Source organism: Palleronia rufa, assembly GCF_000743715.1.
Classification (GTDB): domain Bacteria; phylum Pseudomonadota; class Alphaproteobacteria; order Rhodobacterales; family Rhodobacteraceae; genus Palleronia; species Palleronia rufa.
In genome coordinates, this window is sequence record NZ_JQEY01000008.1 from 14261 (window position 1) to 28169 (window position 13909).

At 70.9% G+C, this 13909-nt stretch carries 13 protein-coding genes and 2 tRNA genes; 5 read left to right on the top strand and 10 right to left on the bottom strand.

Annotated features, from left to right (window positions below; all coding sequences use genetic code 11):
- Nucleotides 1-30 precede the first annotated feature (30 nt).
- The 6 genes from KW83_RS11510 to hemB all read right to left on the bottom strand — a co-directional run bounded on the left by KW83_RS11510 (nt 31) and on the right by hemB (nt 7620).
- Nucleotides 31-894 carry an ATPase gene (locus KW83_RS11510; RefSeq protein WP_036178733.1) on the bottom strand — a complete coding sequence of 288 codons (864 nt, stop codon included), beginning with the start codon at nt 892-894 and terminating at the stop codon, nt 31-33.
- A gap of 83 nt (nt 895-977) precedes the next feature.
- Nucleotides 978-2138 (bottom strand): OmpP1/FadL family transporter, encoded by a 1161-nt coding sequence (locus KW83_RS11515; RefSeq protein ID WP_036178735.1) that lies wholly within the window; start codon nt 2136-2138, stop codon nt 978-980.
- 105 nt (nt 2139-2243) lie between these two features.
- Nucleotides 2244-3122 carry a DMT family transporter gene (locus KW83_RS11520; protein WP_036178737.1) on the bottom strand — a complete coding sequence of 293 codons (879 nt, stop codon included), beginning with the start codon at nt 3120-3122 and terminating at the stop codon, nt 2244-2246.
- Between the two features lie 213 nt (nt 3123-3335).
- The gene (locus KW83_RS19200; RefSeq protein WP_161785488.1) at nt 3336-4436 is read right to left on the bottom strand and encodes an acyltransferase family protein; all 1101 of its coding nucleotides are present in this window, start codon (nt 4434-4436) and stop codon (nt 3336-3338) included.
- A gap of 43 nt (nt 4437-4479) precedes the next feature.
- Nucleotides 4480-6468 carry an acyltransferase family protein gene (locus tag KW83_RS19205; protein WP_051928460.1) on the bottom strand — a complete coding sequence of 663 codons (1989 nt, stop codon included), beginning with the start codon at nt 6466-6468 and terminating at the stop codon, nt 4480-4482.
- 153 nt (nt 6469-6621) lie between these two features.
- Nucleotides 6622-7620: a porphobilinogen synthase gene (gene hemB, locus KW83_RS11535; protein ID WP_036178740.1), complete on the bottom strand. Its 999-nt coding sequence runs from the start codon at nt 7618-7620 to the stop codon at nt 6622-6624.
- A gap of 106 nt (nt 7621-7726) precedes the next feature.
- On the opposite strand from hemB, the gene KW83_RS11540 reads away from it, so the two are divergent.
- Nucleotides 7727-8251 carry a hypothetical protein gene (locus tag KW83_RS11540; RefSeq protein WP_036178743.1) on the top strand — a complete coding sequence of 175 codons (525 nt, stop codon included), beginning with the start codon at nt 7727-7729 and terminating at the stop codon, nt 8249-8251.
- Here KW83_RS11540 and KW83_RS11545 read toward each other — a convergent pair.
- Together KW83_RS11545 and KW83_RS11550 are read right to left on the bottom strand one after the other, a co-directional pair.
- Complete coding sequence (locus tag KW83_RS11545; protein ID WP_036178746.1) at nt 8248-9456, bottom strand: aminopeptidase P family protein; 1209 nt, start codon at nt 9454-9456, stop codon at nt 8248-8250. The genes KW83_RS11540 and KW83_RS11545 overlap by 4 nt on opposite strands.
- Nucleotides 9457-9562: 106 nt before the next feature.
- Nucleotides 9563-9976: an NUDIX hydrolase gene (locus KW83_RS11550; protein ID WP_036178747.1), complete on the bottom strand. Its 414-nt coding sequence runs from the start codon at nt 9974-9976 to the stop codon at nt 9563-9565.
- A gap of 72 nt (nt 9977-10048) precedes the next feature.
- Here KW83_RS11550 and KW83_RS11555 point away from each other — a divergent pair.
- From KW83_RS11555 to KW83_RS11570, 4 genes are all read left to right on the top strand, one after another.
- A tRNA-Leu gene (locus KW83_RS11555) sits at nt 10049-10132 on the top strand.
- 11 nt (nt 10133-10143) lie between these two features.
- Nucleotides 10144-10229 (top strand) — tRNA-Leu (locus tag KW83_RS11560).
- Nucleotides 10230-10519: 290 nt separating this feature from the next.
- Nucleotides 10520-11038 carry a Hint domain-containing protein gene (locus tag KW83_RS11565; RefSeq protein ID WP_081904580.1) on the top strand — a complete coding sequence of 173 codons (519 nt, stop codon included), beginning with the start codon at nt 10520-10522 and terminating at the stop codon, nt 11036-11038.
- Between the two features lie 66 nt (nt 11039-11104).
- The gene (locus tag KW83_RS11570; protein ID WP_036178750.1) at nt 11105-11533 is read left to right on the top strand and encodes a hypothetical protein; all 429 of its coding nucleotides are present in this window, start codon (nt 11105-11107) and stop codon (nt 11531-11533) included.
- A 115-nt stretch (nt 11534-11648) separates the two neighbouring features.
- Here KW83_RS11570 and KW83_RS11575 read toward each other — a convergent pair whose 3' ends face one another.
- Both KW83_RS11575 and KW83_RS11580 read right to left on the bottom strand, forming a co-directional pair.
- Entirely contained in the window at nt 11649-12242 is a 594-nt protein-coding gene (locus tag KW83_RS11575) for a nucleotidyltransferase family protein (protein ID WP_036178753.1), read from the bottom strand.
- A gap of 537 nt (nt 12243-12779) precedes the next feature.
- Complete coding sequence (locus KW83_RS11580) at nt 12780-13793, bottom strand: GlxA family transcriptional regulator (RefSeq protein ID WP_036178755.1); 1014 nt, start codon at nt 13791-13793, stop codon at nt 12780-12782.
- Between the last annotated feature and the right edge of the window lie 116 nt (nt 13794-13909).

Below are 13909 nucleotides of genomic sequence, written 5' to 3' on the forward strand. Positions count from 1 at the left end.
GGGGCTGTGGCAACTCCCGGCGGCCGGGGCCTATGGCCGGCGCCGGTCCAGGGCCGCGGCGATGAGATCGTCGAACTGGGCGGGTGTCGCGACGCGCGCCACCTCGTCGGCGGTGACGGTCACGCCGCGCCGCGCCATGGCGGCGTAGCGCGGCTGCCGGTGGGCCAGCGCGCGGGCGTAGGCCCAGCGGATGAAGGCGTCGGGATCGACGGCCTGCGGCTCCAGACCGGTGTCCGACAGATAGGTCCGCCAGGTGTCGTCCAGGAATTCGGGCTGGTAGTACATCGGCTTCGGCGCGCGGTCGAAGCGGCGGACAAGCTCTGCGGTATGGGCGTTTGAGCCTTCGATCCAGACCAGCAGCAGCGTGTCGGACAGATAGGCCAGCAGCGGGTCCCGGGGATCGTCGGGATCCACCACCTCGCAGATGGAGCCGGAGGTGTCGCAGACGAAATGGTCGTAGCCATAGAGCGCCGCCCCCCGGTCGATGAAATGGCCGGTGTCGCGCATCGCCAGTCGTTCCGCCGTGCGGTGCTGGTGCTGGCGGCGCATGTATTCGTCGAAGGGCAGGCCGCCCTTCGCCGGATCGCCGGGCTTTCCGAGGTAGGTCGAGAGCGGCGCCAGGTTGTCGAAGGTGATGTTGGAGGCGACATAGATCGAATCGGTCAAGAGCAGGTCGCGCAGGAACGGCACCTGCATGGCGTGGCGCTTGAACTCGTCGGCGATATGCTCGTTCATGTAGCGGGTGCCGATGCGGTAATCGACCGAGTAGTGGAACCAGTCGCCCTGGTCGCGCAGCATGGCCGAAAGGTGGGTCTTGCCCAGCCCGGACATGCCGAAGAGCAGGACCCGCTTGCGCGGCGCGGCGCGCCAGTCGTCGGAAGAGCCGTAGATCATGGGCCGTGTCTAACCCCATGCGGGCGACGCGAAAAGGCCCCGCTTGGGGCGGGGCCTTTCGCGGCATCGCCGCAGGCGGTGGCTCAGAACTTGTAGCCGATCTGCAGCCCCACGCCGACGACGTCGTTATTGGCGAAATCGGCGCGCGCGGTCCGCGGATCGCCGGTCGCCGGAGAGGCGTCGCCCAGCCAGACATAGCGCGCCCCGCCGGCGATGTTGACCTGCTCCGTGACCTGGTAGCTGAGACCCAGGCCGATGGATTTCTGCCCGTTGGTGGGCGACAGCGGCGATACGAGGTTGTCCCTGTCCTGCTCGTAGCCGAAGGTGACGGAGCCGGACAGCTTGTCGGTGAGCCGCCGGCCGATGCCGACCGTGAGGGCGTAGCCGTCCTCGATGTCGGTCAGGCTGTCGTTGTCGCGCAGCCCGCCGTCCTGGGCGATGTCGAAGAACACCGGCGACACGATCACGTCCCCGTACCAGGCATAGCGGATCTGGCCGAAAAGCAGCGTCTGCTGGTTCAGGCCGGTCTGGAAATCCAGGTTCAGCGAGGCCGGCGTTTCCACCGTGGTGGTCGAGCTGGCCGACAGCAGCGGGTTGATGAGGTTCACGGGGATGCCGTTCAGCGTCTCCGTGGTCTTGAGATCGTGCTCCATCTTGGAGGAATAGGTCAGCGCCACCCGCAGCGCGATGTCGGGCCGCTCATAGGCGACGCCGAGGACATAGCCCGTGTCGCTGTCCTCTTCGAAGCCGGCGTTGTAGCCCGACAGCCCGCCGTAGGCGAGGCCGGCCAGCGTCACATCCGCGCTGAGGCGGGTGCGGCGCAGGCCGCCGTGGACGGAAAAGGCGTCGCTGATCTCATAGCGCGCGAGGGCGGTCAGCGACTTGCTGTCCACCCGCGCCTGCGTCCCGCCCAGGGCGAACGAGCCGCCGGCCGGGTAGGACACATCCGACCCGAAGGGCTGGTCCGCGATCAGCGCGAAGCTCAGCCTGTCGGTGAGCTGGTACTTGATGGCGGCGCCGACCTGGTTGTAGTTCTCGGCCACCTCGCCGCTGCCGGACCCGCCGAACACGGCCGCATCGGTGCCGGTGACGTCCGGCATGACCCGCCCGAAGCTGAGTTCGAACGCGTTGCCGTCCTCGAACAGGATGTCGACAGGCTGGCCGGACCGGTCCAGCCCGAGGGCGAGCGCCGCGCCCGGAACGAGGGCAAGCGCCGCGGCGCCGGCGAGGAATGTGGCTTTCATGATCTCCTCCCTGAGATCTGGTGTAAAATGCTGTGCCATGTCACGCCAGAACGGTTCACCGGGCAACGGCTGACGGCACGTCATGCGTGTTTTTGCGACCCAGCGTCACGTTTTCGATACATTCCGGCTCTCGGCGCGGATGTTGAGCGCGTTGGCCGCGAAGATCACCGCCGCCCCGGCGAAGACGGCGGCCTGCAGCGGCTCTGCGTAGAGCGCCATGCCGACCACGGCGATGACCGGAAGGCGCAGGAAATCCATCGGCATGACCACCGATGCGGGCGCCATGGAGAGCGCCGTGGTCAGGCACAGATGCGCCCCCAGCCCGGCACAGCCGATCACGGCCAGCCAGGGCCAGAGCGCCGCCGACGGCCAGGCGATGTCGCCGTCGAGGCCCGCCATCGCCAGACCGAAGCCCGCCTGCATGACCGTCAGCCAGAACAGGATCGACACGATCGGTTCGGTCCGGGTCAGGCGGCGGGTGAACAGCGCGGTGGCGGCGAAACCCAGCGCGGCGGCGGCGGCGGCGGCCTGGCCCGGGCCGACGCCCCCGGCGTCCGGGCGCGCCACCAGAAGGATGCCCGCGAAGCCCAGCACGGCCGAGAGGACGCGCGTGCCCGTCAGCCGTTCGGCCAGGATCAGCGGCGCGCCCAGCGCCACCCAGATCGGAGAGGTGAACTCCAGCGCGAAGACCTGCGCCAGGGGGATCACGGTGATGGCGTAGAACCACAGGTTCTGGCCGGTGAAATGGCACAGGTTGCGGATGGCGTGAAGGCGCAGCCGGCGCGCGCGGATGCGGCCAAGCTGCCCGGTCGGCGCACCCACCGCGACCACCAGCGCCAGACCGACGATCGAGCGGTAGGTCATCAGCTCGAACGTGTCGAGCTCGGCCGCGCCGGCCCGGCCCGCCACCGCCATGGCCGAGAACGACACGATCGCCCCCGTCATCCAAAGGGCGGCGCGGCGCAGGGTGGCGGCATCGGTCATGTCCGGGGGCGGGCGGACGTCGTCCGCCGGTCACCGCTGCCGGACGGCAGGGACCGACGGCGGCGGGGCCGGGGGCGCGTGGGCCATGCGGATCGTGGCCCTCGTCCGGGCCCGCCACGCTGCGCGGCGGCGGCGCGGACCGGCTCTCCGGCGATGCGGATCATGGGCGGCTCCCGGGATACGGTCCGGGAGGGTCCGGGACGCGTGCCGATCCTAGCGCGCCGGGCGGGGCGGCTTCAAGGCCGGCAGGACGTGGGACAGGACGCGCCGCAGACGCGACTCTGCGCCGGCGATCGCGACCGCCAGCGCCAGCGACAGCGCCAGCCCCGGCACGGGGTAGAGCGGCGGCGGCAGTCCGGGAAAGGCCCGCGCCAGGGCGATGGCCAGCCCGGTGGTGATGTTCTGGTGGACCAGATAGAGCGGATAGGCGATCCAGCCCAGCCACAGGAGCGCACGGTGCTCCAGCGCGCGGGTGCCGCGCACGGCGGCCAGGAACAGCGCGGCCAGCGCCGCCGCGGTGACCAGGACGGCCGCCGCGTCGCCGCGGCCGGCCATGTCCAGCGCCGCCAGCGCGGCGAAGGCCAGCCCCGCCCGGAGCGGACCCCGGCATCCGGTCCGGGCCGTTTCCCACGCGCCGATTCCCAGAAGGAACCAGCCGTAGTGCTGCACGCCGAAGTTCCGCAGGAGCGCCAGAGGCGGCTCGACCAGGGGAGTCGCGCGCGCGGCCAGGGCAAGGGCCAGGAACCCGATGTAGAGTACCGCGACCAGCCTGAGGCGCCTGTCGCCGAGGCCGGGATAGGCCAGCGCCGCCACCGCGTAAAAGCCGACCTCCACGTAGATCGACCAGAACGCGCCGTCGAGGCTCCGGGGCGCGGCGGGCAGGAACCGGGACAGGATCTCTGGCGACAGGAGGGTGAGGCCGGGCAGCAGGTCCAGCGGCCGGGGCATCCCGGCGGGGCGTGCGGGCAGAAGCGGCGCGGTGGCGTAGATCGCCAGGCTGGCCAGGGCCATGGCGGGAAAGAGCCGCAGCCAGCGGCGCCGGGCAAAGCCCGCCACCCCGCCGCCGCGCCCCAGGCTCATGGCGATGACATAGCCCGAGATGGCGAAGAACAGCTGCACCCCCATCCAGCCCAGCCCGAGCGGCGCCAGCCAACGCGGCTGGGCGAAGGGTTCCATCCCGGACCAGCGGGCGTAGGCGTGGTAGCGCACCACCATCAGGATGGCGAGGCCCCTGAGCCCGTCCAGCGCCGGGACGCGGCGGACGGATCGCGGGGCCGGGGCCGGCGCGCGCGGGACGGGCTGCTCTGGGTCCATGGCGGGCTCCGGCGGGATCGTGGCCACCATCGGCGCGCGGGGGTTAATCCGGGCCTAACGCCGCCTCTTCGCGGGTCCGCGCCGCGGCCCGGTCCGCCGCCTCAAGCACAGGGTCGAGCCATCCGGTCCTGTCGATTTCCTCTGCCAGACGGCGGGCGCCGGCCAGGGTCAGGTGGCCCTCATCGTAGAAGTATTTCTCCAGCTCGTCGCTCATCGACAGGCAGCGGCGCTGCGCCTCCGGGCAGATCAGCGGCATCCGGTCGAGTACCGGCACGCCGTCCAGGTCGGCCGCGACCTGCTCGACCCGGTCGTTGCGGGCCTGGTTGCGCTCTTGGCCGCGCGGCGTCTCGACCTCTGCGTAGTAGCGCCGGTCCGAGAGGCGGGCGATTTCGGCGGGCTCCAGATCCCCATCGGCGGCGGAGGTGAGCACGGTGTAGTCCGCCAGGTTCAGCGTCCGCGCCCGGAAGGACGGAAACTCATGGATGTTGCGCAGCAGGACCAGCGTCTTGCCGTCGCGGGCGATGGCGCGGGCGACGTCCCCGAGATGGGGCAGATCGGCGTCGGACAGGCGGCTGGCCAGCATCACGACATCGGCCTCACGGTAGTTCGGGCTGCGAAAGAAGGCGCTGCCGATTTCGGCGATCTGCGTGTCGTATCGCGCCAGCGCCAGCCGCTTTTCCGCGGTCTTGGAGAAGCTGAGCATGTTGTAGAGGTCCTTGGAGTGGGAGTTGCCCACCAGCAGGACGCGGATCCGGTCGTCTTCGGGGTCGAACCACAGCGCGCCGTTGGCGTCGTCCGCGGTGCGGCCCAGCGCCCGGACCCGGTCCTGGACGATCGACCAGCTTTCCGAGCGCAGTCGTTCGTTGTCGATCTCATAGCGCGCGATCCGGACGTCGAACTGCGCCGGAATCGCGCGGCCGGGCGCGCCGCCGGTCAGATACCCGGCAAGACCGAGGCCGAAGACCGCCGCCAGCGCGCCGCCAGAAAGCCCGAACACCGTCGCGCGGTCCAGCCGGTCGCGGCGGCGGAACGGCTGCTCGACCACGTGGTAGCTGAAAACGGCGAGCGCGAGCGACAGGGCGATGAACGGGAGCAGATCGACGGGGGTGACGTTGTCGATGTTCCACTGGCGCCAGAAGGCGAACACCGGCTGGTGCCACAGATAGAGCGAGTAGGACACCAGCCCCAGCCCCACCACGGGGCGCAGCGACAGGATCGCGGCCGCGGGCGTGCCGGAGCCGGCGAAGAGGATCACCAGCGCCGTCCCCAGCGTCGGCAGGAGCGCCGCGGCACCCGGGAACGCGGTCTGTCCGTCGAAGGTCACGACGGCGAACCCGATCGCGGCGAGCCCGGCCAGCGGCAGGACGGCCGCGGCCGCGCCGGATCGCGGCACCGGACGGTCGAGAAGCCACAGCGCGCAGAAGGCGCCGATCATCAGCTCATAGACGCGGGCGGGCAGCAGGAAGAAGCCCGCCATGGGCGCGTTCGCGGCGCTCCAGACCGCCACCGCGAGGCTGGCCGCGAAAAGCCCCCCCAGGATCCAGGCGACACGCGCGAGGCCGAAGCGCCAGCAGGCCATCAGGAGCGGCGGGAAGAGGATGTAGAACTGTTCCTCGACCGCCAGGCTCCAGGTGTGGAGGAGGGGCTTGAGCTCTGCCGCCGTGTCGAAATAGCCGCTCTTGAGCCAGAACAGGATGTTCGACGAGAACAGCGCGGCGCTGGCGGCACTGCGCGCGACCTCGCGCATCGGGCCGGGCAGAAGCACGATCCAGGCTACGGGCAGGAAAACCGCGATGACGAAGATCAGCGCGGGAAGGATCCGGCGTGCGCGCCGTTCGTAGAAATGCGCGATGCTGAAGCGCCCCCGGCGCAGGTCGCCGGCGATGATCGAGGTGATGAGATAGCCCGACACCACGAAGAACACGTCGACGCCGACATACCCCCCCGGCACCGCGGCGAAGCCTGCATGGTAGAAGACGACGGGAAGCACCGCGAAGGCGCGCAATCCGTCGATTTCGGGGCGGTAGAACATTGAACACGACTGGCCGCTGATACAGCCCGGATAGAAGCACCGATCACGGCCCTTGCCCAGAGGCCAGCACAGCGAAGTTCCTGTCCATTCGGGGGAGGACCCTAGCCCTTCGGCCGGGTCGGTCCCGCCGACGGGCCGCCGCCCGAACCGCGCTCAGCCGTTCAGGACGCGCGCCGCATCCGGAGCGAAATAGGTCAGGATCCCGTCGCAGCCCGCGCGCTTGAAGGCCAGCAGGCTCTCCATCATCACGGTGTCGCGGGCCAGCCAGCCGTTGTCGAAGGCCGCCGAGAGCATCGCGTATTCGCCAGAGACCTGGTAGGCATAGGTGGGGACGGCGAACGCGTCCGACACGCGGCGGCAGATGTCGAGATAGGGCATTCCCGGCTTGACCATCACCATGTCCGCGCCTTCGGCCAGATCGCGGGCGACGAGGCGCAGCGCCTCGTCCGAATTGGCCGGATCCATCTGATAGGTCTTCTTGTCGCCCTTCAGCGCGCCCGAGGCGCCCACCGCGTCGCGGAACGGGCCGTAAAAGCCGCTGGCGTATTTGGCGGCATAGGACAGGATCGCCGTATCGGGGTGGCCCGCGGCCTCCAGCGCCGTGCGGATCGCCCCGATCCGCCCGTCCATCATGTCTGACGGACCCAGGATGTCCGCACCCGCATCGGCCTGGGCCAGCGCCATGCGGACCAGCGCCTCGACGCTCTCGTCGTTCACGATCGTGCCGTCACGCACGATGCCGTCGTGGCCGGCGGCGTTGTAGGGGTCCAGCGCCACATCGGTCATCACCGCGATCTGCGGCACCGCGTCCTTGATCGCGCGGGTGGCGCGGTTCGACAGGTTGTCGGGATTCCAGGCCTCTTCGCAGAGGTCGGACTTGAGCGCCGGGTCGGTATAGGGAAACAGGCAGATCGCCGGGATGCCGAGGCCCGCGGCGTCGCGCACGGCCTCTACCAGCAGGTCTATCGACAGCCGGGCCACGCCGGGCATGGAGGCGATCGGCGCGCGCTCCGCGCGCCCCTCGCACACGAAGACCGGCCAGATCAGGTCTGCCGGGGTCAGGGCGGTCTCCCGCACCAGGGCGCGCAGCGCGGGGTTGCGGCGCAGGCGGCGCAGTCGGGTGGCGGGGAAGGGGGGCGGGACCTGCGCCATGTGGGCTCCAAACGCAACGGAAACGACGGACCCCGCCTGCGTCGCATGGAACTCCGCCCGCCTCAAGTGTAAGCCCGGAAACGCATGTGGCCGCCCGGGGGGCAAGTTGGACTGGACCGGAACCGTATTCGAGCTGATCGACACGCGGTCGTTCTCTGACCTGTGGTACTGGATCGCGCTGGCGGTGGTGTGGTCCAGGGCCAGCCATTACGTGATCGGCGTGCCCTACGACATGGTCGCCCGCGCCGCGCGAGAGGGCGGCCAGGCCCAGGCGGATCTGGAGGACATCGTGCGGATCCGGGGCGCGCGGCACTTGCGCATCGTAGAGGCCGCCGGGCCGTGGCTGGTGGCGCTTCTGGCGCTGGCGCTCAGTGTCCTGCTGCTGCTGGGCTTCTTCTACGGGGTGGAGTTCGCCCAGGCGATGGCGCTGATCGCGCTGCCCCTGACCGCGGTGGGGTGGGTGTCCGTCGCCACCGCCAGGGCAACGGCGCAGGGCCCCCTGACAGGGGAGGCCCTGCGCCGCCGCATGACCCGGCACCGCGTGACGGTGCAGGTCATCGGCATGGTGTCGGTCTTCGTCACCGCCCTGTGGGGGATGTACCGCAATCTCGACGCGGGGCCCTGGGGCTAGGCGATTACGTTGGCCTCCGGGCCGTAGGGAAAGCCGGTGAGGTTCTCGGCCCCCGTGCCGGTGACCACCAGGATGTCGTGCTCGCGGTAGCCGCCGGCGCCGGGGCGGCCTTCCGGCACCCAGAGCATCGGCTCGATCGAGATCACATGGCCGGGTTCCAGCACCGTGTCGATGTCCTCGCGCAGCTCCAGCCCGGCCTCTCGCCCGTAGTAATGCGACAGGATCCCGAAGGAATGGCCGTAGCCGAAGGAGCGGTGCTCCAGCACGCCCTCATCCGACAGAAGGTCGTTCAGCGCGGCGCAGATGTCCGAGCAGCGCAGGCCGGGGCGGACCAGCGACAGGCCCAGCTCATGCGCGGCGACGTTGATGCGCCAGAGCCGCAGGGTTTCCGCGTCCGGCGCGCCCAGAAACAGCGTCCGCTCCAGCGCGGTGTAGTAGCCGTGGATCATCGGAAAGGCGTTGAGGCTGAGCAGGTCGCCCGACGCCAGCGCCCGCGTGGTGACGGGATTGTGCGCGCCGTCGGTGTTCGGGCCAGACTGGAACCACACCCAGGTGTCGCGCAGCTCTGACCCGGGATGGGCGCGGGCGATCTCTGCTTCCATGGCGTCGCGGCCGGCCATGGCCACGTCGATCTCACGCGTGCCGGGGCGGATCGCGTCGCGGATCGCGGCGCCGCCCAGGTCGGCGATGCGCGCGCCGTCGCGGATCAGCGCGATTTCCGCGGGCGATTTCACCATCCGCTGCGCCATGATGTCGGCCGAGATGTCGTGGAGCGCCGCCCCGGTGAAGGTGGCGGCCTTCTCGCGGGCGGCAAGGGTCATGTGGTCGGCCTCGACCCCGAGGCCGCGGACCGGCCCCAGCACATGGGTCACGGCGCGCCAGTAGTTGTCGCGCTGCCAGTCGGTATAGATGAGGTTGTCGCCCACGGACCGCCGCCAGGGCTGGCCTGCGTCGATATTGGCAGAGACGGTGACGCAATCGGCGGCCGTCACCACGCAAGCGTAGGGCCGCCCGAAGCTGCAATAGAGAAAGCCCGTGTAATAGGCGATCCCCTGCATGGAGGTCAGCAGCACTGCCGGCAGGTCGCGGGCCGCCATGATGGCGCGCAGCCCGGCCAGGCGGGCCGCGTATTCGTCCGCGGCGAAGGGCAGGGGGGCCTTGTCGCCGTTGGGACGGGAAAAGAAGTCGGGTCTGGTCTGGAGCATGGGAAATCCCCGCGAAACAGGCGTCCGGGCGTTCAGGACGAAAGGTTCGAAGGTCGCGGCGACGCCATCGCCGCTGCCGTCACGCTTACCGCCACCGCCACCGGCGTCAAGGGCCGTGACGCCCGGCCGCGCGCCGGGCGAGGGTCAGGACGGTGTCCACGTCGCGGCTCATCGGGCGGAGTCCGTCGTGCACCTCCGCGAACGGCACCCAGGCGGCCGCGGTGGCGTCGTCCGCCGCGACCGGGGTCCCGGAGCGGTAGGCGCAGAGCACCATGGCCAGGGCGAACCGTGGCGCGCCGCCGCCGCCGACCGCCAGTTCGGCCAGCACGCGCAGGGGACGGGCGACGACGCCGGTCTCCTCCCGAAGTTCGCGGGCCGCGGCGTCCAGGACGCTCTCGCCCGGGTCAACATGGCCGCCGGGATAGCCCCACAGCCCCGCGTCCGGCGGGTTGCGGCGCCGAACCAGCAGCACGCGGCCGGCATGGATCACAACCGCCGCCGCCCCCCGTCGCGCCTGCATTTCGCCCCTTCCCTCTGTCGGTCCGATCACGCTAGAGACGGGCGACGGTGGTCGCCCCACCCGGACAACCGGGCCCGCGTGGCGGAATGGTAGACGCAGGGGATTCAAAATCCCCCGCCGCAAGGCTTGCCGGTTCGAGTCCGGCCGCGGGTACCACCGTCCGGCGCGCGGGCGTGATGGAATGGTAGACATACGGGACTTAAAATCCCTGGGGCGCAAGCCCGTGCCGGTTCGAGTCCGGCCGCCCGTACCACGGACGCCTCCGCCGCGCCCCGCGATCCGTTGCCCGAAGCGCACAACCGTCCGGCGATCGCTCCGCCCAGCGCGAATCGCCCTCGCGCGGGTCGCCCCTCTCTCCCGCCTGCGGAGCGGGTTCCGGGCGGTGCGCGACAATCGGCGCATGGCAGGCCCTGGCGTGCGGCTTTCCGCGCCTGTCGGGGCGCCTCTCTGGACCGCGATGGCGCGCGTCCATACCGTTCCCTGCGGGCGGGCCCGCCGCCGCCCTGTCCGGCGGAGGCTCTGAGGTCCGGATCGGAGACGACCATGCCGCATGATGTATGCACCCCAGCCGGCCGTCCCCCGGGGGGCTTTGCCCCCGGAACGCGGCTCATCACCCCGGAGGGGGCGGTCGCGGTGGAAACCCTGCGGGCGGGGGATCTGGTCTTGACGCGGGACAGCGGCCCGTGCCGCCTTGCGTCGGTCTTTCGCCGCGACGCCCCGTCCGCGGCCGGCCTGGTGTGCATTGCGCCGGGCGTCCTTGGACCGGACGTTCCCGAAACGGCGCTTACCGTGGTCGCGGAGCAGCGGATGCTGATGGTCTCCGACGACACGCTGCGGCTCTTCGGCACCGCGGAAACGCTGGTCGCCGCCGGCGATCTTGCCGCAAGCGCGGTCGCGGACTGGACCCCGGAGCGGACTGGGCACCTGGTGACGCTCGACCTCGGGCGGGCCGAGCTGGTTCTGGCCGACGGGGCCTGGGCGAAGCTGGGCGCCGATCTCGACGCGCCGCCGGGATCTCCGAAAGTGCTGTCGCCGCAGGATATCCGCATCGCATCCCTCTGAGCGGTACTGGACCTTGCTCTCCGCACGCGCCATGGTACGAGCGGACGGGACCACCGGAGGACGGACATGAATTCGACGCCCTGGCATTTCTGGCTGATCGTCGCGGTCGGCTTCGTCTGGCACCTGTTCGGAGTGCTGGACTACACCGCCACGCAATACGACTGGGGCCCGTGGATGGCGATGGTCGGCGGCCGCCAGGAGATGTTCATCGAGGGGATGCCGGCCTGGGTTGACGGGGCCTGGGCGCTTTCGGCCTGGGTGGGTCTGCTGGGCGTGCTTCTGATGGCGGTGCGGGCCGGATTTTCGCCTCTGGTGCTGTCGGTGTCCATGTTCGCCACGGTGCTGGTGGCCGTCTGGCTGAGCCTCTTCTCGCAGCCGTCGCTGCTGAGCCTTGCCGGCTGGCCGGCGCTGGCGGTGATCTGGCTCTCTGCGGCTTTCACGGTTCTGCTGTGGCTCTACGCGCGCGACCAGCACAGGCACGGCGTCATCGACTGAGGCCGCGCGGCAGGCGGGTCCGGGCCCGCCTGCCGCGCGGTGCACGGCGGCGCCGTCCTGCGGACCGGGCCGCGCCGCCGGCATGGCGGTCCCGGGCCGCCCCGTCCCCGATGGATCACCCGCCTTCCGGCCGCCGCCCCGCCCGCCAGGCTGCCCAGTCCTCAGGCGTGTCCAGGTCGGTCACCGCGGCGCGTCCCGGCAGCGGCACGGCGCGTACCTTCTCTCCGGTCAGGAGTGCGCGGGCACCCGTGTCGCCGGTCAACCCGGCCATCGCCGGAACCAAGCGGGCCGGAAACAGCACCGGCTGTCCGGGCGTGCCGTCCGACGCGGTGGCGCGCAGCACCAGATCCGGCGCCGCGCGATGGGCGGCGATCAGGCGGCAGAGCGCGGGCGTGTCGATCTCCGGCATGTCCGCCAGCGTCACCAGAAGCGGCCCGGTCGCCGTCCGCGCCAGCGCCCGGAAGGAGGCGGCCATGCCCGTGCCGGCATCGGCGACGGGCACCAGGTCGACCGCAAGCCCGCCCAGAGCCGCCGCGCGGAGAGGGGCGGGAACCGGAAGGGTGACAAGAACCCGACAGCCCGTCGCCAACGCGCGCGTGGCGGCCAGGCGCAACAGCGAAAGCCCCTCCACCTCTTCCAGAAGCTTGTCGCGCCCGCGCATCCGCGCCGACGCCCCCGCGGCCAAAATCGCGATTCGCAGCCCGGTCACACCGAAACTTCCGCGAAATCGCGACCCCGCCACGGCCGGGTGCCGGAACCCGGGCCTTGCAAACATCCCGACCCGAAAACCCCGGTTGCACCGTCGCACATCTCTGCTCCCTCCGCTCCCGGCCCGACCCAACCGGCATTAACCTTAACGCCCCTTCATCTTTCCCCAAATATCCCGGGGGAGTCGCCGCAAGGCGACGGGGGCAGCGCCCCCGCACCCCGGCGCCCGCCAAAGGCAACAGACGCCTCACCGCGCCGGCGCCGCCCGCCGCGGACGCCCCAGCCGGGCCTGGCAATGGCCACGACCGTACCGGCCGGGTTTTTCCGGCGCGGTCCGCGGAACCCGCGGCGCACGGCGGAGTTGAAAATCGGACGGCGGCAGGGGCGGGGTGCCCGTCAGGTGCATCACGCGCCGACACCTCCTGCTCCCCGTGGGTAACCGATTGCTGTCCCGATCGGTCTGCATCCCGGTCCTGCCGTCGTTCCGCAGCCCAGGCCGTCCCAACCTGGGCTGCACCCCACCGTCACATGGCGCCCGTCACGTGGCCCCCGTGCCGCGGCTGCCGCGCTCGCGGTACGGGGTCGTGCGGTAATGCGCGCGATAGCATTTCGAGAAATGCGAGGGCGACGTGAAGCCGCAGGCCAGCGCCACGTTGATGACGCTCATGTCGGTCTGCAATAGCAGGTTGCGCGCGCGTTCCAGGCGCAGTTCCATATAGTAGCGCTTCGGGCTGCGGGTCAGGTAGCGGCGGAACAGCCGCTCCAGCTGGCGCGTGGACAGGTCCACCTGCTGGGCCAGCAGGGCCGGGCTGATCGGCTCTTCGATATGGGCTTCCATCTTCTGGATCACCGCCGCCAGCTTGGGATGCCGCACGCCGATCCGGGTCGGGGTAGAGAGCCGCTGCTGGTCCTGGTCGGTGCGGATCGAGGAATAGATCAGCTGGTCGGCCACCGCGTTGGCCAGGTCCTCGCCGTGATCCCGCGCCAGCAGACGCAGCATCAGGTCGATCGAAGCCGTCCCCCCCGCGGTGGTCATCCGCGCCCCGTCGATGGCGAACACCCGGCGCGTCAGCTCCACGTCCTCGAAGGCCTCGGCGAAGGCGTCCTGGTTCTCCCAGTGGATCGTGGCGCGCTTGCCGTCCAGAAGTCCCGCGGCCGCCAGCGTATGCGCGCCGGTACACAGCCCGGCGACGGCCGCCCCGCGCCGCGACTCGCGCCGCAGCCAATTCAGCACGCGCCGGGTCGTCGCCTCCGCCACGTCCACCCCGCCGCAGACCACGATGGTGGCGTCGCGCGGCGGCTCGCCCAGGTCGTCGTCCAGCGTGAACGTCACGCCGCCCGAGCAGGTCCGCACGCCGCTGCCGCCCGCGTCGCCTGTCAGGCTCCAGCTGTAGAGCGTGCGTTCCGACAGCCGGTTGGCAAGGCGCAGGCACTCCACCGCGCCCGCGAAACTCAGCAGGCTGAACCGATCCAGCAGCAGGAACGTGTAATGCGCGGTCGCCCCCTGCCGGGGGGCGGTCGCGGCGCGGGAAGGGACGGGGCGCTCGGCCATCGGGATGCTCGCTGGACATGCGTCACCCCGTCCCGCCAACCGGGCGGGGCGCGCGATTTCTCTCCGTGTTAGCGTGGCCTTTGCCGTTTGCAAGAAGAACCGCGCGGGGCTATAGC

Excerpts from the sequence above, each read along its gene's own strand:
- KW83_RS11580 (WP_036178755.1), bottom strand. The coding sequence starts at position 13,793 with ATGGCCGAGCGCCCCGTCCCTTCCCGCGCCGCGACCGCCCCCCGGCAG.
- KW83_RS11565 (WP_081904580.1), top strand. The coding sequence starts at position 10,520 with ATGCCGCATGATGTATGCACCCCAGCCGGCCGTCCCCCGGGGGGCTTT.
- KW83_RS11520 (WP_036178737.1), bottom strand. The coding sequence starts at position 3,122 with ATGACCGATGCCGCCACCCTGCGCCGCGCCGCCCTTTGGATGACGGGG.
- KW83_RS11550 (WP_036178747.1), bottom strand. The coding sequence starts at position 9,976 with ATGCAGGCGCGACGGGGGGCGGCGGCGGTTGTGATCCATGCCGGCCGC.
- KW83_RS11570 (WP_036178750.1), top strand. The coding sequence starts at position 11,105 with ATGAATTCGACGCCCTGGCATTTCTGGCTGATCGTCGCGGTCGGCTTC.
- KW83_RS19200 (WP_161785488.1), bottom strand. The coding sequence starts at position 4,436 with ATGGACCCAGAGCAGCCCGTCCCGCGCGCGCCGGCCCCGGCCCCGCGA.
- KW83_RS11545 (WP_036178746.1), bottom strand. The coding sequence starts at position 9,456 with ATGCTCCAGACCAGACCCGACTTCTTTTCCCGTCCCAACGGCGACAAG.
- KW83_RS19205 (WP_051928460.1), bottom strand. The coding sequence starts at position 6,468 with ATGTTCTACCGCCCCGAAATCGACGGATTGCGCGCCTTCGCGGTGCTT.
- KW83_RS11510 (WP_036178733.1), bottom strand. The coding sequence starts at position 894 with ATGATCTACGGCTCTTCCGACGACTGGCGCGCCGCGCCGCGCAAGCGG.
- KW83_RS11515 (WP_036178735.1), bottom strand. The coding sequence starts at position 2,138 with ATGAAAGCCACATTCCTCGCCGGCGCCGCGGCGCTTGCCCTCGTTCCG.
- hemB (WP_036178740.1), bottom strand. The coding sequence starts at position 7,620 with ATGGCGCAGGTCCCGCCCCCCTTCCCCGCCACCCGACTGCGCCGCCTG.